The organism is Sphingomonas sp. NFR15 (assembly GCF_900103265.1).
In the GTDB taxonomy this organism is placed as follows: domain Bacteria; phylum Pseudomonadota; class Alphaproteobacteria; order Sphingomonadales; family Sphingomonadaceae; genus Sphingomonas; species Sphingomonas pollutisoli.
In genome coordinates, this window is the sequence record NZ_FMWX01000003.1 from 97383 (window position 1) to 118127 (window position 20745).

The 20745-nt window shown below is 69.1% G+C and carries 19 protein-coding genes; 7 read left to right on the forward strand and 12 right to left on the reverse strand.

Annotated features, from left to right (window positions below; genetic code table 11):
• The first annotated feature begins 103 nt into the window (after positions 1-103).
• On the forward strand, positions 104-628 hold the full coding sequence (locus tag BLS81_RS08610) for a DUF2141 domain-containing protein (RefSeq protein WP_093223117.1): 525 nt from the start codon (positions 104-106) through the stop codon (positions 626-628).
• Positions 629-664: 36 nt separating this feature from the next.
• On the opposite strand, the gene BLS81_RS08615 is transcribed toward BLS81_RS08610, so the two are convergent.
• The 6 genes from BLS81_RS08615 to adh form a co-directional block, all read right to left on the reverse strand.
• Positions 665-1339 (reverse strand): HAD family hydrolase, encoded by a 675-nt coding sequence (locus tag BLS81_RS08615; RefSeq protein WP_093223119.1) that lies wholly within the window; start codon positions 1337-1339, stop codon positions 665-667.
• A complete protein-coding gene (locus tag BLS81_RS08620) occupies positions 1336-2079 on the reverse strand; it encodes an NTP transferase domain-containing protein (RefSeq protein WP_093223121.1) in 744 nt (247 codons plus the stop codon). The genes BLS81_RS08615 and BLS81_RS08620 overlap by 4 nt, the downstream gene beginning before the upstream one ends.
• The gene (locus BLS81_RS08625) at positions 2076-2990 is read right to left on the reverse strand and encodes a hypothetical protein (protein ID WP_093223123.1); all 915 of its coding nucleotides are present in this window, start codon (positions 2988-2990) and stop codon (positions 2076-2078) included. Before BLS81_RS08625 ends, BLS81_RS08620 begins: the two co-directional genes overlap by 4 nt.
• Positions 2987-3919 (reverse strand): diacylglycerol/lipid kinase family protein, encoded by a 933-nt coding sequence (locus BLS81_RS08630; RefSeq protein WP_176787090.1) that lies wholly within the window; start codon positions 3917-3919, stop codon positions 2987-2989. The genes BLS81_RS08625 and BLS81_RS08630 overlap by 4 nt, the downstream gene beginning before the upstream one ends.
• Positions 3920-4217: 298 nt before the next feature.
• Positions 4218-5249: an alcohol dehydrogenase AdhP gene (adhP, locus tag BLS81_RS08635; RefSeq protein WP_093223127.1), complete on the reverse strand. Its 1032-nt coding sequence runs from the start codon at positions 5247-5249 to the stop codon at positions 4218-4220.
• A 77-nt stretch (positions 5250-5326) separates the two neighbouring features.
• Positions 5327-6838 (reverse strand): aldehyde dehydrogenase, encoded by a 1512-nt coding sequence (gene adh / locus BLS81_RS08640; RefSeq protein WP_093223128.1) that lies wholly within the window; start codon positions 6836-6838, stop codon positions 5327-5329.
• A gap of 292 nt (positions 6839-7130) precedes the next feature.
• On the opposite strand from adh, the gene BLS81_RS08645 reads away from it, so the two are divergent.
• Positions 7131-8219, forward strand: a complete 1089-nt coding sequence (locus BLS81_RS08645; protein WP_256326143.1) for a sigma-54-dependent Fis family transcriptional regulator — start codon at positions 7131-7133, stop codon at positions 8217-8219.
• A gap of 75 nt (positions 8220-8294) precedes the next feature.
• Here the strand turns inward: BLS81_RS08645 and BLS81_RS08650 are convergent, their stop codons facing one another.
• Positions 8295-8768, reverse strand: a complete 474-nt coding sequence (locus tag BLS81_RS08650) for an SRPBCC family protein (RefSeq protein WP_093223132.1) — start codon at positions 8766-8768, stop codon at positions 8295-8297.
• A gap of 36 nt (positions 8769-8804) precedes the next feature.
• A complete protein-coding gene (locus tag BLS81_RS08655; RefSeq protein WP_093223133.1) occupies positions 8805-9668 on the reverse strand; it encodes an SDR family oxidoreductase in 864 nt (287 codons plus the stop codon).
• A 120-nt stretch (positions 9669-9788) separates the two neighbouring features.
• Here BLS81_RS08655 and BLS81_RS08660 point away from each other — a divergent pair, with 120 nt between their 5' ends.
• The gene (locus BLS81_RS08660) at positions 9789-10682 is read left to right on the forward strand and encodes a LysR family transcriptional regulator (protein ID WP_093223135.1); all 894 of its coding nucleotides are present in this window, start codon (positions 9789-9791) and stop codon (positions 10680-10682) included.
• Positions 10683-10733: 51 nt separating this feature from the next.
• Here the strand turns inward: BLS81_RS08660 and BLS81_RS08665 are convergent, their stop codons facing one another.
• Entirely contained in the window at positions 10734-12146 is a 1413-nt protein-coding gene (locus BLS81_RS08665) for a helix-turn-helix domain-containing protein (RefSeq protein ID WP_371128258.1), read from the reverse strand.
• Between the two features lie 106 nt (positions 12147-12252).
• On the opposite strand from BLS81_RS08665, the gene BLS81_RS08670 reads away from it, so the two are divergent.
• From BLS81_RS08670 to BLS81_RS08680, 3 genes are all read left to right on the forward strand, one after another.
• Positions 12253-13848 carry an isocitrate lyase gene (locus BLS81_RS08670; protein WP_093223136.1) on the forward strand — a complete coding sequence of 532 codons (1596 nt, stop codon included), beginning with the start codon at positions 12253-12255 and terminating at the stop codon, positions 13846-13848.
• Between the two features lie 89 nt (positions 13849-13937).
• Positions 13938-14120 (forward strand): hypothetical protein, encoded by a 183-nt coding sequence (locus BLS81_RS20725; protein WP_093223138.1) that lies wholly within the window; start codon positions 13938-13940, stop codon positions 14118-14120.
• Entirely contained in the window at positions 14120-16204 is a 2085-nt protein-coding gene (locus BLS81_RS08680) for a malate synthase G (RefSeq protein WP_093223140.1), read from the forward strand. Before BLS81_RS20725 ends, BLS81_RS08680 begins: the two co-directional genes overlap by 1 nt.
• A gap of 249 nt (positions 16205-16453) precedes the next feature.
• Here BLS81_RS08680 and BLS81_RS08685 read toward each other — a convergent pair whose 3' ends face one another.
• The gene (locus tag BLS81_RS08685; RefSeq protein ID WP_093223142.1) at positions 16454-16924 is read right to left on the reverse strand and encodes a winged helix-turn-helix transcriptional regulator; all 471 of its coding nucleotides are present in this window, start codon (positions 16922-16924) and stop codon (positions 16454-16456) included.
• Positions 16925-16958: 34 nt separating this feature from the next.
• Here BLS81_RS08685 and BLS81_RS08690 point away from each other — a divergent pair, with 34 nt between their 5' ends.
• Positions 16959-17894 carry an aromatic alcohol reductase gene (locus tag BLS81_RS08690; protein WP_093223144.1) on the forward strand — a complete coding sequence of 312 codons (936 nt, stop codon included), beginning with the start codon at positions 16959-16961 and terminating at the stop codon, positions 17892-17894.
• Positions 17895-17924: 30 nt separating this feature from the next.
• Here BLS81_RS08690 and BLS81_RS08695 read toward each other — a convergent pair whose 3' ends face one another.
• On the reverse strand, positions 17925-18662 hold the full coding sequence (locus BLS81_RS08695) for an SDR family oxidoreductase (RefSeq protein WP_093223703.1): 738 nt from the start codon (positions 18660-18662) through the stop codon (positions 17925-17927).
• Between the two features lie 94 nt (positions 18663-18756).
• Positions 18757-20742 carry a glycoside hydrolase family 84 protein gene (locus BLS81_RS08700; protein WP_218123107.1) on the reverse strand — a complete coding sequence of 662 codons (1986 nt, stop codon included), beginning with the start codon at positions 20740-20742 and terminating at the stop codon, positions 18757-18759.
• Positions 20743-20745 lie beyond the last annotated feature (3 nt).

Consider the following 20745-nt stretch of genomic DNA (forward strand, 5'->3'; position numbering starts at 1 on the left):
ATGCCGCTCTCTAAGCTGCGGAGAGCGGTTATCCAAGCGTCCGTCATGCCGCCGCCGCCCTCGCATGTTGAAACGCCATGCCGGCGGCCATATTTCGTCCCGGATGAAAATGTTGTCATCGCGGGCCTTGCTCGCCTGTCTCGCCATCGCGGCCGGCACCCTCGCCGCTCCGGCCGTCGCGGAGGTGGTGGGCGCCGATGCGGCGGCGTGCGGCGACCCGAGCGCCGCGTCGGTGCGCGTCCACATCACGGGGTTCAAGAACGGCGACGGCACCGTGCGGGTCCAGGCCTATGGCTCCAACCCGGCCGATTTCCTCGCCACCGGAAAGTGGGTGCGCCGCGTCGAGGTGCCGCTTCAGGGGCGCCGCGCGCTCGACGTGTGCCTGCGGCTTCCGGGCTTTGGCGCCTATGCGGTGGCGGTGCGGCATGATGCCAATGCCAATGGCAAGTCCGACTGGAACGATGGCGGCGGCTTTTCGCGCAACCCCAAGCTGTCGCTCTTCCACCTGAAGCCGGCATTCGCCGACGTGGTGGTTTCGGTGAACCGCGATGCGCCGACGATCCCGATCGTGATGCGCTATCGGCAGGGATTTTCGATCGCCCCCGTGCCCGAGGCGGCGGCGCGCTGAGCGTCGCCGGGCGAAATCCCGTCAGGCGGTCGCGCGTCAGCCGCCCCAATCGACGATTGGCCAGCCGCGCGCGCGCGCCAATGCGCGCAGCCGGGCGTGCGGGTTCACCGCGATCGGCTCGTCCGCCCATGCGAAGCTCGGCGCATCCGAAACATGGTCGGACTGGAAGCGGATGTGCGCGTCCTCGCGCGCTATGCCGGCATCGGCCAGCCACCTCTCCAGCATCGCCCGCTTCGCCGCGCCGTAGCAGTTCGGGCCGTCGAGCATCGGGGTGATATCGCCCGCCGCGTCGCGCTTCGCACGGGTGGCGACCAGATCGGCGACGCCCAGCCGGTCGGCGATCGCACGGGCGTAGAAGGCGTGGGCGGCGGTCGCGATCACGATCCGGCGCCCCTCCGCGCGGTCCGCCGCGATCTGCGCGCGCGCGCCCGGCCGGATGTGATCGCGCGTCAGGCGCGTGGCGAAATCCTCCGCCAGCCGCGTGGCGGCCGCCGTGCCGAGGGTCGGTCCGAGGATCAGCCGGTGCATCAGTTCCTTGCGCCGGTCGCGGTCGGTACGGCTCAGCGCGACGAGGCCGACGACCGGCAGCGCCGCCAGCCGCCACGGCGCCACCGCCCGCGCCGCGTGGAGCAGGAACGGCGTCCAGGTCGGCAGGCTGGTGATCGTCCGATCGAGATCATAGACGGAAATCCGGACGCGGGGCGCGATCATCGTATCAGGCCACGCACCAGATCGAGATCGGCCGGCTTGTCGACATCGACCGCCGCCAGCCCGAACGGCGATTCGGCCATGCGCGCCCGCACGCCGACGCGGCCGCCGATATCCGCCAGCGCGCGCGCCAGCGTCAGCCTGCCGGTCGCGTACCGGACGAGCGGCATGACGCCCAGCCGCCGCACGATCCGCCAGGGCCGTTTGCGATCCCGCTCGACCTGCTGCCACAGATCGAGCGCGAGGTTCGCCGCCGGGGTGGCGAGCCAGAACAGGTTGCAGCCCGACCAGTCGCCGTCGGCGAAGCGCAGATAGGTCCGCCGCGTCGCCGGGGCGTCGCGCTCGATCGTTTCACGCCGGGCGAGCAGCGCGGCGATGTCGGCGTCGTCCGGTACCGCGTCGAGAAACGTCGTGATCCATTCCGCGCGGAGCAGCGCGTGGTCCGCCGTGGTCAGCAGCAGCGGTGCTCCCGCCAGGGCGAGGCCGCGCTTGGCGCTCGCGCTCGGCCCCGCCTCGGCGGCGGTCGGCTCGGCGCCGAGCGTGAGCGCCTCGCGCCGGACCGCCTCGTCGGCCGTGCTGACCAGGATGCGCGCCGCGCCCGCCGCGCGCACCGCATCGACGACCCGGGCGAGCATGGTCCGGCCGCCGATGTCGATCAGCGCCTTGTGGGCGACGCCGGCATAGGCCGCGACCGGATCGATCCCGCCGCGCGAACCCGCGAGAATCAACGCGTTGAAGCTCATCCGCCGCCAACGTGAAAGACGCGCCAGAGCACGCCCGGCGCGGCGAGCAGCGGGTGACGTTCGCGCCACGGCGTCAGCGCGACGCGGACGCCGGTGTGGCGCTCGATCTTCCAGAGCCCGTAGCGCGCGGCGCCGTCGAACGTGAAGGCGGCCTTGACCAGCCGCGCGACGTTCAGCGGCTTGCCCGCCGCCGCGCGCGTCAGCCACGCCTGGACCAGCCGCCGGCATTCGCCGAACCCCAGCGACGGCACCAGGCTGGCGCCCCGTATATCGAAGGCGATCCCGCTTTCCTGCCATGCCAGCGGCAGCAAGCGATCGTAGCGCTCCGGCGCATGGCCGAGAATCTGCGTCTCGCGGCCAGGGGGCTCGACGCGAAACTCGACGCGGTAGGTCTCGCGCAGCAAGGCTTTCCAGAAATCCTCGGCCCGGCCGTGGCGCGGCCCCAGCACCGCCGCGAACCGCCCCGCGGTCTTGACCGCTTCGGCGACCGCGCTCAGCGTGCGGTGCTGGTCGGCGGGGCTGTGGCTCCACACCAAGGCGCTTGGTTGCGCGAAGCGAATCCAGATCGTCGTATCGAGCAGCACGCCCGTCGCAGCCCGCTCGAACGTGGACAGCGGCATCGTCGCGACCTTGGCGCGGATCGTGCGCTCACCGACGCGTATCTCGTGATAGCTGACATCGGGCCAGAGGCTGCCGAGCACAGCGCGCCGCAGCAAAGAGCCGCGCGCGCGCGGCGTGAGCACGTAGAAATCGAGGATGTCGCCAAGCGCCCCGGTTCGCAGCACCGAGCCGTAGAACAACACCGCGACGCCGCCCAGGCGCTCCGCCAGCACCCGCGCCACCGAACGGATCTCCTGCGGCACCGCCACCGACAATTCCTGTGCCACCAGACTTTGCAGTGCGCTCGTCATGGCACCACGAAATCGATCGGACCCCCGCGCGTGAGGACCACGTCGCCACCGGGATAGGTCTCGCCGTCGAGCACGAAATCCGCGTCGAACCGAAGGCGTATGCTGCTCGTCGTGCAGCGATGATAGCCGAACCTTTGAAGCCACTGCGCTTCCGATCCCGCGAGCAGCGCCGGGAGTGTCGCCAGCAGGTGGCGCGGCGGAGCATCGACGCCGAGCACCTTGAGGCCGGCCCGCTCATGCCCGAACGGACGCAGCCCGAGCGGCAGGCGCTTCAGCGTCGATCCGAGGATCAGGTAGAAGGGTCGCTCGACCCGCACGCCGTCTTCCAGCGTGACGCCGACGTTCAGCCCGCGCCGCCAGCGGTTGTCGGCCTTGCCGAACACGGTCTGCGCGATCGCGGCGGCGAGCGAGAGACCCACCGCGACGCCGCGAAATCCGCCGAGACCGTGGACGTCCTGCGCGATCTCGGTCGCTTGGACGAAGGCGCCGGCACCGAACAGGAACCCGCGCAGATGCGGGGTCGCGGCGGCGGCATGGCGAACCTCGAGCGGGCTGCGCTGCTTGACATGCCCGAGCGGAATGGCGCCGAGCGCGTCGGCGAGCGACCAGGTGATCGGGATGCCGAGATCCAGCGCGAGCGCGTTCGTCTTGCCCGATGGGACGATCGCGACCCTGGGAAGCCGGTCCCGAAAATAGGCCGGCGCAATGCTGAGCACATCGCGGATCGTCCCGTCCCCGCCGTCCACCGCGAGGACGTCGATCCCGCGATCGGCGAAGCGCGCGAGCGCCTCGCGCAAATCCTGTTCGGTGTGGGGAAACGCCCAGTCGAGCGCCCGCGCCACCTCGGGCGAGGCTTGCGCATGCCTGAGATTGCGGTGCGCCTTGCGATTGAAGATGATCCCGACGCTGGTCGCGGATGGTCTCGCCACGTCCGGGTAGATCGCGGGGCGCGATACCGCCGGTCTCGCGGCGGTGACTCGCATGCGGGCGATGCCCCGTGCCAGCAGGCCCTCCGTGCCGGCGGCGCGCGGAACCGAAGGTGCCAAAGGCCCGGTGCCCCCTTGCAATGTCACGCGCTTCATACGTCATGCAACTGTCATAAACTTGTCCGGTTTGAAACCGAAATATGAGTAGTCTCCTCCGTTTCCGCGCGCGGCGGTGGCGCACCTTCATGCACGGTGGCGGCCGGCCGGGGTCGCGCTGGCCGCGCGGACCCGGCGGGCGCGATCACGCCGTCAGGTCGAGCACGACGCGGCCTTCGATCTGCCCCTTGTGCATACGGGCGAACACGTCGTTGACGTCCTCCAGCCGCGCGGTCGAGATCGTCGCCTTGACCTTGCCGGCGGCGGCGAAATTGATCGATTCCTGAAGGTCGAGCCGCGTGCCGACGATCGAGCCGCGCACGGTGATGCCGTTCAGCACCAGCCCGAAGATGTTGAGCGGGAAATCGCCCGGCGGCAGGCCGTTGAGCGCGACCGTGCCGCCGCGCGCCATCATGCCGATCGCCTGTTCGAACGCGCGCTCGCTGACTGCCGTCACCAGCGCGCCCTGCGCGCCGCCGCCCGTCTCGCGCTTGATCGCGGCGGCGGGATCACCGTTGCGGGCGTTGACCGTCACCGTCGCGCCGAGCCGGCGGGCGAGATCGAGCTTGGCATCGTCGACATCGACGGCGGCGACGTTCAGGCCCATCGCGACCGCATATTGCACGGCCATATGGCCGAGGCCGCCGATGCCCGAGATCACCACCCAGTTGCCCGCTTTGGTGTCGGTCATCTTCAGGCCCTTGTACACCGTGACGCCCGCGCACAGGATCGGCGCGATCTCGTTGAAGCCGATGTTGGCGGGCAGGTGGCCGACATAATCGGGATCGGCGAGGACATATTCGGCGAACCCGCCGTTGACCGAATAGCCGGTGTTGCGCTGGCTCTCGCACAACGTCTCCCATCCGCCCATGCAATGCACGCAGTGACCGCAGGCGCTGTAGAGCCACGGCACGCCGACGCGGTCGCCCTCCTTGACGTATTTGACGCCCTTGCCCACCGCCGAGACGAAGCCGACGCCCTCGTGCCCTGGAATGAACGGCGGGTTCGGCTTGACCGGCCAGTCGCCCTCGGCGGCGTGGAGATCGGTATGGCATACGCCGGATGCCTGGATCGCGACCTGGATCATGCCGTCGCTCACCTCGGGCACGGGGACTTCGTCTATGGTCAGCGGCTTGCCGAATTCGCGCACGACGGCGGCCTTCATGGTCTTTGCCATGGCATCACTCTCCTTGGGGTTTTGCGGGGGTTGGGAACCGGGCCGGGCGGCGGGAGGCCCCGGCCACCCGGCGGCGGTCAGAAGAAGCCGAGCTTCTTGGGGCTGTAGCTGACCAGCAGGTTCTTGGTCTGCTGGTAATGGTCCAGCATCATCTTGTGGTTCTCGCGGCCGATGCCGGATTGTTTGTAGCCGCCGAACGCCGCATGCGCCGGATAAGCGTGGTAGCAGTTGGTCCACACCCGTCCGGCGTGGATCGCGCGGCCCATGCGGTAGGCGCGGGTGCCGTCGCGCGTCCACACGCCCGCGCCGAGGCCGTACAGCGTGTCGTTGGCGATCGCGAGCGCCTCGGCATCGTCCTTGAAGGTGGTGACCGATACGACGGGGCCGAAAATCTCCTCCTGGAAAACGCGCATCCGGTTGTCGCCCTTGAGCACGGTCGGCTTGACGTAATAGCCGTCGAGCCCCTCAATCACGTTGCGCGTGCCGCCGGTCAGCAACTCGGCGCCTTCGCTCCGTCCGATGTCGAAATAGGACAGGATCTTCTCGAGCTGTTCCGAGGACGCCTGGGCGCCGACCATCGTCGCGGGATCGAGCGGATCGCCCTGCACCATCGCCTCGACGCGGCGGATCGCGCGCTCCATGAAACGGTCATAGACGCGCTCGTGGATCAGCGCGCGGCTCGGGCAGGTGCAGACCTCGCCCTGGTTGAGCGCGAACATCGCGAAGCCCTCGATCGCCTTGTCGAAAAAGTCGTCGTCCTCGTCCGCCACGTCGGCGAAGAAGATGTTCGGGCTCTTGCCGCCCAGTTCGAGCGTGACCGGAATGAGATTGTCCGACGCATATTGCATGATGAGCCGGCCGGTGGTCGTCTCGCCGGTGAAGGCGATCTTGGCGATGCGCGGCGATTGCGCGAGCGGCTTGCCGGCCTCGACGCCGAAGCCGTTGACGATGTTGAGCACGCCCGGCGGAAGCAGATCGCCGACCAGTTCGGCCCAGACGAGGATCGAGGCCGGGGTCTGCTCGGCGGGCTTGATGACGACGCAATTGCCCGCCGCGAGCGCCGGCGCGAGCTTCCAGCACGCCATCAGCAGCGGGAAATTCCAGGGTATGATCTGCCCGACGACCCCGAGCGGCTCATGGAAATGATAGCCGACCGTGTCGTGGTCGATCTCGGAAATGCCGCCTTCCTGCGCGCGGATGCAGCCGGCGAAATAGCGGAAATGGTCGATCGCGAGCGGCACGTCGGCGGCGGTGGTCTCGCGGATCGGCTTGCCGTTGTCCCAGGTTTCGGCGGTGGCGAGTTCGGCGAGATGCTCCTCCATGCGGTCGGCGATCCGGTGGAGGATGAGCGCGCGCTCGGCGGGGCTGGTGCGGCCCCAGGCCTCCTTCGCGCCGTGCGCGGCGTCGAGCGCGCGCTCGATATCGGCGGCCGTGCCGCGCGCGACCTCGCAGATCACCTGTCCGTCGATCGGTGAGCGGTTCTCGAAATAACGGCCCTCGCTGGGTTCGACCCAGGTGCCGCCGATGAAATTGCCGTAGCGCGCCTTGAACGGCGCCGTGCGCGCCGAGACGGTCTGGTGGACGGTCATATGCCTCTCCTTGGTGTCGATTTATCGGACCAAAAGGCGCCCGCCGGCGCCCGCTGGCAAGCGGCGCGGGAGGCGGGCGGGCGCCGGACGACGGAATTTCGGCGCGCGATCGCTCGGGTCCGGCGCAGCGTGCGACAGTCGGACGCGCACCTGTCGCAGAGTGCGACAGTTGGGCCGGCTTCGCGGGGGCGATGGGCGGCGCGGCGTCAGGCCGGTGAGTCGGGCGGTTGGCGTTCGCGCGGATCGGAGTAAGATCATCGGCGAGGCGCGGCGCACGACCGCGCGCGATAGGATGGAGACTGGATCCGCGATGGAAAGCGTCGGCATCGACTCGGCGCGGGAGGCGTTCTTCGGCGAGGGCCGCCTGCCGGTCGCCGCGGTGCGCCCGCCCGTGCTGCAATCGTGGATACGCTGCGTCGATCTCGGCCTCGCGCAACGCACGTTGCCGCGCTTGGCGCCGATCGCCGACGGCGATCTGCACGTCCTCCAGCAACGCCACGAAGCCTTGCGACGCTTGTGCCGCCCCGAACTCGAGGTGCTGGCGGGGGAAGCGCGCGAAACCGGCAGCGTCGTCATCCTCGCCGACGGTGATGGGATGATCCTCGATGCGATCGGCGACCTCGCCTTCGCGTCGCGCGCCGCGCAGGTCGCGCTGCGCCCCGGCGTGTCCTGGAAGGAGGCGAGCACGGGCACCAACGCGATCGGCACCGCGATCGCCGAGCGGAAGCCCGTCGCGGTGCATGGGCCGGAGCATTTCTTCGCCGGGCATGGCGTGCTGAGCTGCGCCTGCACGCCGATCATGGACCCGCGCGGCGCGATCATCGGCGCGCTCGATATTTCGGGTCCGTCGGCGGTCGGTCACGGCCACGCGCTCGGCATGATCCGCATGGCGGTCGACCAGATCGAGCATCGGCTGTTCCGCCAGCGCTTCGACGATTGCCGCGTGCTGCGCTTCCACGGCGACCCGGCGATGCTGGGCACGAGCCGGGAAGGCATATTGGTGTTCCGCGAGGATCGGCTGGTGGCCGGCAACCGCCGCGGCCTCGCGCTGGTCGATCGCCATTGGGACGCGCTCGATGAGAGCCTGATCGGGCAACTCTTCGAAGAGCGCGCGCGGCACGGCGCGGATCTGGCGTTGCGGCTCAGCACCGGCGCGCAGGCGGTGGGCCGGTGGGATACGCCCGCGCGCGGGTCGGCCGGGGCCGCGACGCAATTCGAAGTGCGCCCCGCCCCGAGTGGCGGGGCGCTCGCCGAGCGCGAGGCCGAACTCATCGCGTCGGCATTGGCGGAGGCGCAGGGCAATGTCAGCAAGGCGGCGCGGAGCCTGGGGATCCATCGCAGCACCATCCATCGCTATCTCAGCCGGCAACGGGGCGCGTGAGCGACGCGTATCGCAGGTGGGCGGCGACCCGGTCTCCTCCGGATCGCCGCGCCCTCGTCCCCGTCGCGCGCCCGATCAGAGCGTGCCCTCGGCGAGCATTTCGCGGGTGCGCTTCAGCGTGGAGAGCAGGGCGGCCTTATAGCCCTGATCGCTGTCGAACTGGGCCTGTTCGGCCTGTTCCTCAGGGCCGTTCGGCATCTTGTCGCGCAGCCCGAGGTAGCAATAGAAGGTGAGGTGAAGCGCGCCCGCCGCGTCCTCGGTCAGGGCGTTGATGATCGCGCCTTCGCGCGGGCCGCTCGCCTGGAAGAAGGTGACCTTGCGCCCCGGTTCGAGCGTGATGATCTCGCGCAGATCCGCGCCTGCGATGGTGGCTTCGCGGACGAAGTGGGTCCGGCTTTCCTCGGTCACGTCGCAGCGGGTGCACAGGCCCGGCGGCAGGAAGAGCCGGGCGTCGCGCGCCTTGCGTTCGAGGCCTTTCCAGATCTGATCGCGGGTCAGCCTGGGCTCGCCGTGCGGGTTCACGGGGACGGTCGCGGTCGAATAGATCATGTCGATGGTCCTTTTCGTTCGGGGGATGATGGCGGCTCAGCCGGCGATCTGCCGGACATAGTCGCGGTACGAGCGCAGCGGTCGGCCGAGCATCGCGGTGAGCCGGTCGGCATCGCCCGGCTCGGGGAGCATGCCGTCGCTCAGGAAGCGCTCGGCCATCAGGCGCATGTCGAACGCCATCCAGCCCGGCATGAACTGGCGCAGGTTCTGCTCGAACGCGGCGGTGTCGTCGCCCGGATAGGCGATCGTGCGGCCGAGAACCTCGCTCCAGACGGCGGCGGCGCCCGCGCCGGTCAGCGTGTCCGGCCCGACCAGGTTGATGCGATCGAGCGGCAGCGGCGTGGCCGACCGTTCGCGGCGGATCAGCGCGAGCGCGGCGATCTCACCGACGTCGCGCGCGTCGATCATCGCGAGGCCGCGCGCCCCGATCGGCATCGGATAGATGCCGTAGCCGGTGACCACGTCCTTGATCGTGAGCTCATTGTCCATGAAATAGGCCGGGCGCAGGATGGTGGCGCCCATGCCCATCCGCTCGATCATCCGCTCGACGCCGAACTTGCCCGCGAAATGGGGCACGTTGACGTAGAGGTCGCTGTGGATCACCGAGAGATAGACGATCCGCTCGATCCCCGCCTCGCGCGCGACGTTGAGCGCGACCAGCGCCTGGGTGTATTCGTCGGCGACGACACCGTTCAGCAGGAACAGCGTGGACACGCCGGCCATGGCGGCGCGCACGGAGTCCACGTCGAGCAGATCCCCCTGGACGACATCGACACCGGCGGTGAAGCCGGCCTTGGCGGGATCACGGACGAGCGCGCGCACATCAGCGCCGCGGCTGACGAGCTGTTCGACGACGTTGCGCCCGACAGTGCCGGTCGCGCCGGTTACGAGAATGGTCATGAAGGTCACTCCTTGAGAGGGTCGTTCAGGTTTGGGCCGGTTGGCTTGCCCCCAAATTAGAGATCCACAATCGTGCCGGTAGCCGGTAGATTTGGACGTACCGTCTCACAGGTGGAACATATGGACCTTCTCGCCCTCGCCGATTTCAACCTCGTCGCCCGTCATGGCGGGTTCGGAAAAGCCTCCCGGGCGGCCGGGCGCCCCAAGGCGACGCTGTCCCGCCGTGTCGCGGACCTGGAGGCCGGCCTCGACCTCCGCCTGTTCGAGCGCGGCGCGCGCGCGCTCAAGCTGACCGAGGAAGGGCGCGCGCTGTTCGAGCGGACGGCCCAGTTGCTGAGCGAACTCGACGAGACGGCGGCGGCGATCGCCTCGGGCGGACACAGTCCGCGCGGGCGCCTGCGGATCAGCGCGCCGCTGCTCTTCTCGCAGACCGCGATGGGGAAGCTGGCAGCGGGCTTCGCGCTGAAATATCCCGAGGTTCGGCTCGAGGTCACGACCGAGGACCGCCCGGTCGACATGATCGAGGAGGCGTATGACCTCGTGATCCGGGTGAACCCGGAACCCGATGACGGTCTGGTAGGGCGAATCTTCCTGCGCGACCGGCTCGTCGTGGTGGCAGGCCCGGGGCTCGTGCCGCAGGCGGACGGTGCGCCCGTCCCGGCGGTGGTGCGCGGGGCCGCCGAACCGGTCGGCGCCTGGGACATCACGACCGCGACGGGCCGCGCGAAGATCGCCGTCCGCCCGGTTCTGAGCCTGTCGTCGCTCGTGATGGTGCGCGATGCGGTGCGGACGGGATTGGGCGTCGGCCGCCTCCCGATATCGCTCGTCAGCCATGATCTCGCGGAGGGCAGGCTGGTGCATCTCGGCGACGCCGATGCGCCGGAGATCGCGCTGTGGGCGCTCTATCCGACACGCCGCCTGCTGAGCGCGCGCGTGTCGGCGTTCCTCGACTATCTGAAGGACGCGTTCCCGCATGGGACGCCCGACGAGCTCGCCGCCTATCTTCGGCAGTAGCGGCCGTTTTTCACGGCCTGCCCCGCATCAGCGCGCGGGCCGCGCCGGCTGTCAGATCGCCCTGAAGGGATAGGGCACGCGCGCCTTGCGGATCGGGTTGAGATCGAGCGAGCGCGTGATCGGGGGCAGCGAGCGATCGGTGCAATCGGTGCGCTCGCAGAGGTGACAGGCCGGCCCGATCCGGGTCACGCCCGCCGAAGCGTCGCCGTAGCCGATGCGCGCGGCGTGCTTCGCCTCGCAGCCCAGCACGATCACAGCCGGCTCGCGACCCTCGCCGCGCATCACCGCGCGCGCCCAGGTCAGATAGGAGGCGCCGTCCGGCATCTCGACCCGGTCGGTGACGGTCTCGCCCAACCGGCGGAAGGCGCGATGGACACGCCAGCGCGGACACCCGCCACCGAAGCGCGCGAGCGGCATCGTCTCGCCGGAGAACCGCTTGGCGACGTTGCCCGCCGTGTCGAGCTTGAGCAGGAACAACGGCACGCCGCGCGCGCCCGGCCGGTCGAGCGTCGTCAGCCGATGCGCGGCCTGCTCGTACGAGACGCCGAACCGCGCAGTCAGCAGGTCCATATCGTAACGGCTCGCCTCGGCGGCGGCATGGAAGCGGCCATAGGGCATCACGATCGCCGCGGCGGCGTAGCTGGTCAGCGTCTGTTGCGCCAAACCGCGCGTCTCGCCGTCGGGCGCGTCGGCGGCGGCGGTCGCGGCGGCGAGCTGCCCGGAAAGATCCTCGAGCGCGAGCCGGCTCGCGATCTCGAACAGCCGGTCCGAAGCCGACAGCGTCTCGGCGAGCATCAGGCGGCGGCGGTGATAGTCGTAATGCCGGATCGCATCGCCCAGCACCTCGCGCCCGACGATCCGCACCGCGACGCCATGATCGTCGCGCAACCGCCGCGCCATCGCCTCTCGCACGGCATCGGGATCGTCCCCCAGCGCGGCCGAGATCGTCTCGGCCGCCGCATCGAGGTCCGCGAAGTGATTGCGCCGCGCGTCGAGCCAGTCGCGCAGCCGGGCGAGCGGTGACGCGACGCGCGTGCCGGCCAGCCCCGCCGATTCGACGCGTTCGGGCATCTGCCGCAAGTCGGCGAGCGCGCGGTAGAGCCGCGTCACCGCCTCAGCGACGCCCGGATAATTTTCGGCGACCTCGAGCACCTCCTGCCGGGGCACGCCGATGTCGCGGACCAGCGCGTCGGCGAAAATCTCGTGCAGGTCGCTCGACGACGCCTCGTTCGCCGCCGCGACGAAGCCGCGCATGTCGATGTCATAGGTGTCGGCGAGGCGGAGCAGCATCTGTGCGGTGAACGGCCGCTGGTTGCGTTCGAGATGGTTGAGATAGCTCGGAGAGACGCCGAGTTCCTCGGCCATCTGCGTCTGGTTGAGGCCGAGGTCGCGGCGCAGCAGCCGCAAACGCGGGCCGAGATAGAGCTTGCGGTCGCCTGCCGGTGCCATGAGCATTTCTGTCATGGTGTGACAAACAATTCAAGTCACGCTTTGTCTGGTCGTCACTCTGCGTCCTTCATCGCGCCCGCCGAGCGGGGCATGACATGGTCAACAACCCGCGAGGACGCTCATGACCTACCAAAGCCTTATCACCGACACCCGCCGCATCATCGCCGCCAACGGACCGGGCTGGGACGGCATTTCGGGCGAGGCGGTCGCGCGGATGCGGCTCCAGAACCGCTTCCAGACCGGGTTGGATATCGCGCGCCATACCGCGCGGATCATGCGCGACGACATGGCCGCGTATGACGCGGACCCGGCGCGCTACACCCAGTCGCTCGGATGCTGGCACGGCTTCATCGGCCAGCAGAAGCTGATCGCGATCAAGAAGCATTTCGGCTCGACGCGCGGCAAGTATCTGTACCTGTCGGGATGGATGGTCGCGGCGCTGCGGTCCGACTTCGGCCCCTTGCCGGACCAGTCGATGCACGAGAAGACCAGCGTTCCCGCGCTGATCGAGGAACTCTACACCTTCCTCAAGCAAGCCGACGCGCGCGAACTGGGGCTGCTGTTCCGCGATCTCGACGCCGCGCGCGATGCCGGCGACGCGGCGAAGGCGGCCGAGATCACCGCGAAGATCGACGGTTTCGAGACGCATGTCGTGCCGATCATCGCCGATATCGACGCAGGCTTCGGCAATGCCGAGGCGACGTATCTGCTCGCGCGCAAGATGATCGAGGCGGGCGCCTGCGCGCTCCAGATCGAGAATCAGGTCTCCGACGAGAAGCAATGCGGGCATCAGGACGGCAAGGTCACGGTGCCGCACGAGGACTTCCTCGCCAAGATCCGCGCCTGCCGGTACGCCTTCCTCGAACTCGGCGTCGAGGACGGCATCATCGTCGCGCGCACCGATTCGCTCGGCGCGGGGCTCACCAAGCAGATCGCCTTCTCGAACGAAGCGGGCGATATCGGCGATCAGTATAACGCGTTCCTCGATTGCGAGGAGGTGACCGATGTCACCACCTTACGCGGCGACGTGGTGATCGAACGCGACGGCAAGCTGATGCGGCCGAAGCGCCTGCCCTCGAACCTGTTCCAGTTCAAGGCCGGGACCGGCGCCGACCGCTGCGTGCTCGATTGCATCACCAGCCTCCAGAACGGCGCCGACCTGCTGTGGATCGAGACCGAGAAGCCGCATATCGAGCAGATCGCCTCGATGGTCGATCGCATCCGCGCGGTCGTGCCCGACGCCAAGCTGGTCTATAACAATTCGCCCTCGTTCAACTGGACGCTCAACTTCCGCCAGCAGGTGTATGATGCCTGGGCCGAGGAGGGCCGCGACGTCTCCGCCTATGAGCGCGCGGCGTTGATGAGCGTGATCTACGACGGCACCGATCTCGCGCACGAAGCCGACGAGCGCATCCGCACCTTCCAGAAGGATGCGAGCGCGCGGGCGGGCATCTTCCACCATCTCATCACGCTGCCGACCTATCACACCGCGGCCTTGTCCACCGACAATCTCGCCAGGGACTATTTCGGCGAAGCGGGGATGCTCGGCTACGTCGCGGGCGTGCAGCGCAAGGAGATCCGCGAGGGGATCGCGTGCGTCAAGCACCAGAACATGTCCGGTTCGGACATCGGCGACGATCACAAGGAATATTTCGCGGGCGAGGCGGCGCTGAAGGCCGGCGGCGCGCACAATACGATGAACCAGTTCGCGGCGTGATCGCGACGCGATCACGCCCGGCCGGCGACGGCGAAGCCGCCGGCCGACGACGCGGCTTCGCCGCGTCGCGCCCCAAAAGGAGAAGAGACGTGACCACCGATACCACCGAAATCATCACCCCCGCACCGGCCCGCGCCCGCGCGATCTTCTCGACCGAGGATTTCCAGTTGCTCAAGGCGGCGGTGATGACGCACCTGCAACGGCCAGAGGTTCAGGACAGCCCGGAGTCGGTCAAATACAGCAATCTCTACCACCGGCTCGGGCGCCTCTGATGTTGGCGCAAATGTGGGATCGCGCCGGCCTGTCGGTCGATCCGCGCCTCGCGCGCTTCATCGAGGAGCGGGTTCTTCCCGGCACGGCGATCGCGGCCGAAGCGTTCTGGCAAGGCGCGGCGGAGATCTTCGCGCGCTTCACGCCCGAAAACCGCGCCTTGCTGGCCGAGCGGGACGCGCTTCAGGCGGCGATCGATGCGCGCTACGAGTCCGGCGCGCCGGCGGACGCGGTGTTCCTGCGGTCGATCGGCTATCTCCGCCCGGAGCCCGCCCCCTTCGCGATCGCGCCCGGCCCGGTCGATGCCGAAGTGACGATGGCCGGGCCGCAACTGGTCGTGCCGGTCCTCAACGCGCGCTTCCTGCTCAACGCCGCCAATGCGCGCTGGGGGAGCCTGTATGATGCGCTCTACGGCACCGATGCGATCGGTGCCGTTCCGACAGCGGGCGCATATGACACGACGCGCGGTGCGGCGGTGATCGCCTGGGCCAAGGCGTTCCTCGACGATGCCGTGCCGCTGGCCGACGGCCCATGGGGCGCGTGGCGCGGCGGTGCGCCGGTCCTCGCCGACCCGGGTCAGTTGGTCGCGCGCCGCGGCGAAACCCTGCTGCTGCGCCACAACGGCCTGCATATCGAGGTGGTGATCGACCGTAGCCATCCGATCGGCGCGAGCGACCCGGCGGGGATCGCCGACGTCATTCTCGAATCCGCGCTCACCACGATCTGCGATTTCGAGGATTCGATCGCGGCGGTCGATGCCGAGGACAAGGTCGCCGCTTATGCCAATTGGCTCGGCCTGATGCGTGGAGATCTCGAGGCGCGCTTCGCCAAAGGCGAGCGGACGCTCACGCGCCGCCTCGCCGACGATCGCCATTACACCACGCCCGACGGCGGCACGCTGGTCCTGCCGGGCCGCAGCCTGTTGTTCGTCCGCAATGTCGGCCATCTGATGACCACGCCGGCGCTGCGCCTGCGTGACGGTGGCGAGGCGCCCGAAGGCATTCTCGACGCGATCGTGACCAGCCTGATCGCGCTGCACGACCTGAAGCGCCCCGCCGCGCGGCGGAACAGCCGCGCCGGATCGATCTACATCGTCAAGCCGAAGATGCACGGCCCCGACGAAGCCGCCTTCACCAACCGGCTGTTCGACGCGGTCGAGGATCTGCTCGGCCTGCCGCGCCACACCATCAAGGTCGGCGTGATGGACGAGGAGCGCCGCACCAGCGCCAATCTCGCCGCGTGCATCCATGCGGTGAAGGACCGGATCGTGTTCATCAACACCGGCTTCCTCGATCGCACCGGCGACGAGATCCACACCGCGATGCGGGCCGGGCCGATGGTGCGCAAGGGCGAGATGAAGGCGACCGACTGGATCAACGCCTATGAGGATCGCAACGTCCAGATCGGCCTCGCCTGCGGTTTCGCCGGGCGCGCGCAGATCGGCAAGGGCATGTGGGCCGCGCCCGACCGCATGGCCGACATGCTGCGCGACAAGATCGCGCATCCGCTGAGCGGCGCGAACACCGCCTGGGTGCCGAGCCCGACCGCCGCGACGCTCCACGCCACGCAATATCACCGCATCGATGTCGCCGCACGCCAGGCGCAGCGCACCGGTGAACCCGTCGCCGCGCTGTCGGCGCTGCTCACCCCGCCGCTCGCGGTCGGCCGCACCTGGCGCCCGGACGAAATCCGCGAGGAACTCGACAACAACGCCCAGGGAATCCTCGGATATGTCGTGCGCTGGGTCGATCAGGGGGTCGGCTGCTCCAAGGTGCCCGACATCCACGACGTCGGCCTGATGGAAGATCGTGCGACGCTGCGGATCTCGGCGCAGCATATGGCGAACTGGCTGCTCCACGGCGTCGCCACGCTTGAGGATGTCGAGGGTGCGCTCGTCCGCATGGCGGCCAAGGTCGATGTGCAGAATGCCGGCGACCCGCTCTACACACCGTTGACGCGCGCGGGCGAACCGTCCGCCGCGTTTCTGGCGGCGCGAAGCCTCATTCTGGAGGGAGCGGCGCAGCCGAACGGCTATACGGAGCCGCTGCTGCACGTCTGGCGAGCCCGCGTCAAAGCGACGGCGTAGCGGCCTTGCGGTGCCGGGGGGCGCATCGGCGCGCGGCATGTGCGCTTGCGGCGTCCGTCGGCATCGGTATCGCCCGCGCTGATCGCGCATGCGCGACGATGTCGCCCGGCTGGGCCATAAGGCGCCGCCATGTTTCGGATCCTGCGCGAACCACGCGTCGAGCCGGGGATGAACGGCAGATCGACCTGTTCCTGGCACTTGGTGGCGGATGGGAAGGATGATCCCATCGGGATGCGCGGCACCGCCCCTTCACTCGAGCACCGCCGTCGCGGACGTGCCATGGTCGAACCGGTCGCGCGCGGCCCTGAACGCCGGGGCGTTGTCGATGATCCACGTCCAAAGCGGTATCATCCCGACGAGCAAGCCCCGCCCCAGAAGCGTCAGCGTGTAATCCACCCGAGGCGGAACCTCACCATGGTCGCGGCGGACGATCAGGCCGTCGCGTTCCAGGTGACGCAGGGACCGGGTCAACATGCGCTGCGTGACACCTTCCAGCCGCCTCGCCAACTCCGCGTGGCGCAACGTGCCCGAGACGCCGAGAGCGTGGACGATGCCCAGCGACCAACGGTTGCCGGCATGGGCCAGCACGTTCCGCTTCAGCCCGTCATCGTGGTAGCTCAGCGCGTCGCAGGCCGCCTGCGAGCGGGCGATCACCTCGTCGAAATCGAAATCATCGAGCAGTATCACGCGTGTACCTTCTTCTGCATCCGGGCCGTGCATCGCATCTTGCCATCAGGATCATAAGGAGCGCCAGATGCCGGAAACCAAGACCTTTGCCGCCACCACGCTCGTCATCGGCGCGGGAGAATTGGGGCTCGCCGTCATCGCCGGCTTGCTGGAGCGGAACCCGGAAAGCGCCCGATCGACCAGCGTCCTGCTCCGTCCACCCGCCGCGGAAGGCAAGGTAGGCCGCCAGTTGCGCGACAAGGGACTTCAGATCGTTCACGGCGACCTCGCGACGGAAACGGTGGACGGTCTCGCCGCGATCTTTGCGGGGTTCGACACGGTCATCTGCTGCACCGGGTTCGTCGGCGGGCCCGGCACACAGCGCAAGATCACCACGGCAGTCTTGCAAGCCGGGGTGGAACGCTATGTGCCGTGGCAGTTCGGCGTCGATTACGATGTGGTCGGGCGCGGCAGCGGCCAGGACGTCTTCGACGAGCAATCGGACGTCCGCGACATGCTGCGCGGGCAATCCGCCACGCAATGGGTTGTCGTCTCGACGGGCATGTTCACCAGTTTCCTGTTCGAGCCAGCCTTCGGCCTGGTCGATCTGGAACGCGCCCAGGTTCATGCGCTCGGCAGTTGGGACAATCGCCTGACCGTGACCACCGCCGAGGACATCGGGAGGCTCACCGCCATCATCCTCGCGCATCAACCGCGCATCCGGAACGAGGTGGTGTACGTCGCCGGGGATACATTCTCCTATGCCCGGCTTGCCGACATGGTGGCAGACCACCTCGGCCGCGACGTGGAGCGAGTGCTTCGGGACATGGATCGCCTGCGGTCCGAAGCCGCCGCGCACCCCGACGACGGAATGCGGAAGTATCGTCTTGCCTTCGCGCGCGGCACGGGCGTCGCGTGGGACAAGGCGGGTACGTTCAACGCCGCGCGGGGCATCGACGTGACCGACGTGCCGACATGGCTCCGGCGGAACCATGTGGCTAGGGGAAATGGACACCTCTTATAGTGTCGCGAGGCGACAGGACGGCGGGCCGCGTCAAAAATGGGCGAGATAGCCGCCATCGACGGCGAGCACCTGCCCGGTGACGTACGACGAAGCCGGCGAGGCGAAAAAGAGCACGGCGCCGACGATTTCCTCGGGGCGACCCCAGCGCCCGAGCGCGGTACGACGCGCGAGATGCTCGGCCACGGCGGGGTTCGCGACCATTGCCGCGTTCGCGTGCGTCGCGAAAAAGCCGGGCGCGACGGCGTTGACGGTGATCTGGCGCGACCCGAGTTCGGCGGCGAGCGCTCTGGTGAGCGCATCGAGGCCGCCTTTGGTCATGGTGTAAGCGGCGTCGCCCGCGCGGGCGATCTGGCCGGCGATCGACGTCACGTTGATGATGCGCGCGCCCGCCGGCATGCTGGCGGCAAGACCGCGCGCGAGATCGAACGGCGCGACCAGGTTGATGTCGACGAGCTTACGCACCGCGTCGCGGTCGAGCTCGGCGAGTGGCCTTCGATCGCGATCTCCCGCGGCGTTGACCAATATGTCGACGGACTCGCACGCCGCCAGCAGGCTCGCCGCCGCGTCCGCCTCGCGAAGATCGGCGATGACGATCCGGGCCGAACCGCCGGCGGTCGCGATCTCCCGCTCCAGCCCGGCGAGCCGATCGGCATTCCGGCCGTGGAGGAGGACGTGGGCACCTGCCGCCGCGAGCGCCTTCGCGATTTCCCGGCCGAGGCCACCGCTCGCACCGGTGACGAGGGCGGTCTTACCGTCGAGCTGAATCATCGCGCCTCCGCTTTGGCTCATCGAGCCGATTGAGGACGAGGTGCATGGCCGCGCCGGGAGAAGGCCGCAACACGTCCATACCGGTTTGACTGAACTATCGGTTGGAAGCGGTGACCGCCGCGCCGCCGCAGTCCGTCGAACCTCCAGCCGGCGCTTGTGCGCGCGACAGTGGCGCGATCAAGGTCGGCGCGGCGCGGATGAAACGATCGAGCACGCCGTCTCCCACACGGATCGTGCCCTGCGGACGGGTGGCGCCTTCGATCGTCCGCAACGCTTCCGCCCGGCTGGCGTAGCTGGCCGCCTCGGCGAAGCGCGTGCAGGCCGCCGGCATGGCGGCATTGGCCGCGATCAGCCCCTCCGCCGTCGCCTGGAGCGCTTCGCCCCATAGGCCGAGCGCATCGAGCCACGGCGCGCTCTGCGCGAGGAAGCCGGCGTCGTGGACGCCGGCTCGGATCGTCGCCGGCGCGGCGATCATGCGCGCCGCCGTCGCGCCGAGGGCGGCGAGCATGGCGGTGCGGTCGGCTGGGCTGCCGTCCGCCAAAGCGTCCGTCACGCCGTCCAGCAGTCGTTTGAGCGCGGGCGCCTGCGATTGCCACGGCTGGCTGTGAAAGGTCGGCGCGAGATGTTCGAGATCGAACAGCAGCAGCAGCGCCTCGGTCGTCGGCCCGTCCCGCGACGCGAGTTCGGCGGCGGCCGCGCGCCACGCGCGATCGGCATCATAGTCGCGATCGTTCCAGGCGAACGCGGCGCTGCCGGTGATCGCGACGCGGCTGGGTGCTTCCTGGTTCATCGGATTGGCGAGGATGCCGTTCAATTGCCCGGCCAATTGCGGTTCGCGGCCTATGTAGGGGGCGAGCAGCAACCGCCCGGCCGCTTCCGCGTAATCGTTGACCGGGTAATTGTCCCAAAGGACGGTCTTGCGGCCGAACGCGGTCGCCGCGGCTTTCGCGTCGCGGATCGAGACCGATGGCGGCACGACGTCGGTACCGGTCCACTGTACCAGCACGCGCGGGTCGATCGCGCGGAGCGCGGCCTTGTACGGCGTTTCCTTCGTGTCGGAATATTCGGTCGGCACGATCATCAGCCGCGCGGCATTCCCGTCCCGCGCGGCCAGCCAGCTCAGGATGGTGTTGATGAAGGCGGCCTGCGCGCGCCCCGCCGCCGCCGCGCCCGGTTCGCCGAGCGTCGTGCGGTCACGCTCGCAATTCCACTTGGTGTAATCGATGTCATCGAACGCGATGTAGAAGGATCGCACGCCGACCGCCCGGAACGCCGCGAACTTGCGTTCGAGCGCCGCGATGTCGGCTGGATCGGAGTAACAGACCGACGGCCCCGGCGAGATCGCATAGGTGAAGCGCACATGGTACCGCCTCGCCTGATCGGCGAGCGCCCTCAGCGCTTCGAAGGTCGCGCGCGGATACGGATCGCGCCAGCGATCGCGGGCGAACGGATCGTCCTTCGGGCTATAGACGTAGGTGTTCGCCTTCACGCCGCCGAGGAACGCGAGGTGCGCCATGCGGTCGGCCATCGACCAGGGCGCACCATAGAAGCCCTCGATCGTGCCACGCACCGCCATGCGCGGGCGATCGGACAGCGTCAGCCCCGGCAGCGTTCCGCGCGCGGCGATCTGCCCAAGCGATTGTGCCGCGTAATATAGGCCATCCGCGTCTTGGCCGGCGAGAACGATCAGCGGCCCGCCGCCCACCGTGGTGCTGACGAGCGCATAGCCTTCGGGTGACTCGGGAGCGGCGCCACCGGCTTGCGCCAACGCGCGCGCGACGAGGGGATCGGAACCGAGCCCCAACACCACGCGCGTCGTGCCAGCGCGCCCTGGGCGTTTCGTGACCGCGACGCGGCGCACGCCGACCTTGTCGAGCGCGGCGCGCACCAGATGAAGCGTCTCCGCGTCGATGCCGTCCGGCGCGGCGATGGTGGCAGTGTCGCCGAGGTCGAGCGCCGCTCCCGTCAGCCGCATCGTCTCCGGCTGCGGTACGACGATCGGCATGGTGGTGACCGGCCGCGCGCCGACCGTCACGGAAAGCGCGGCGGCGAGCGCCGTCTGGATCAGCGGGAGAGGCAAGGA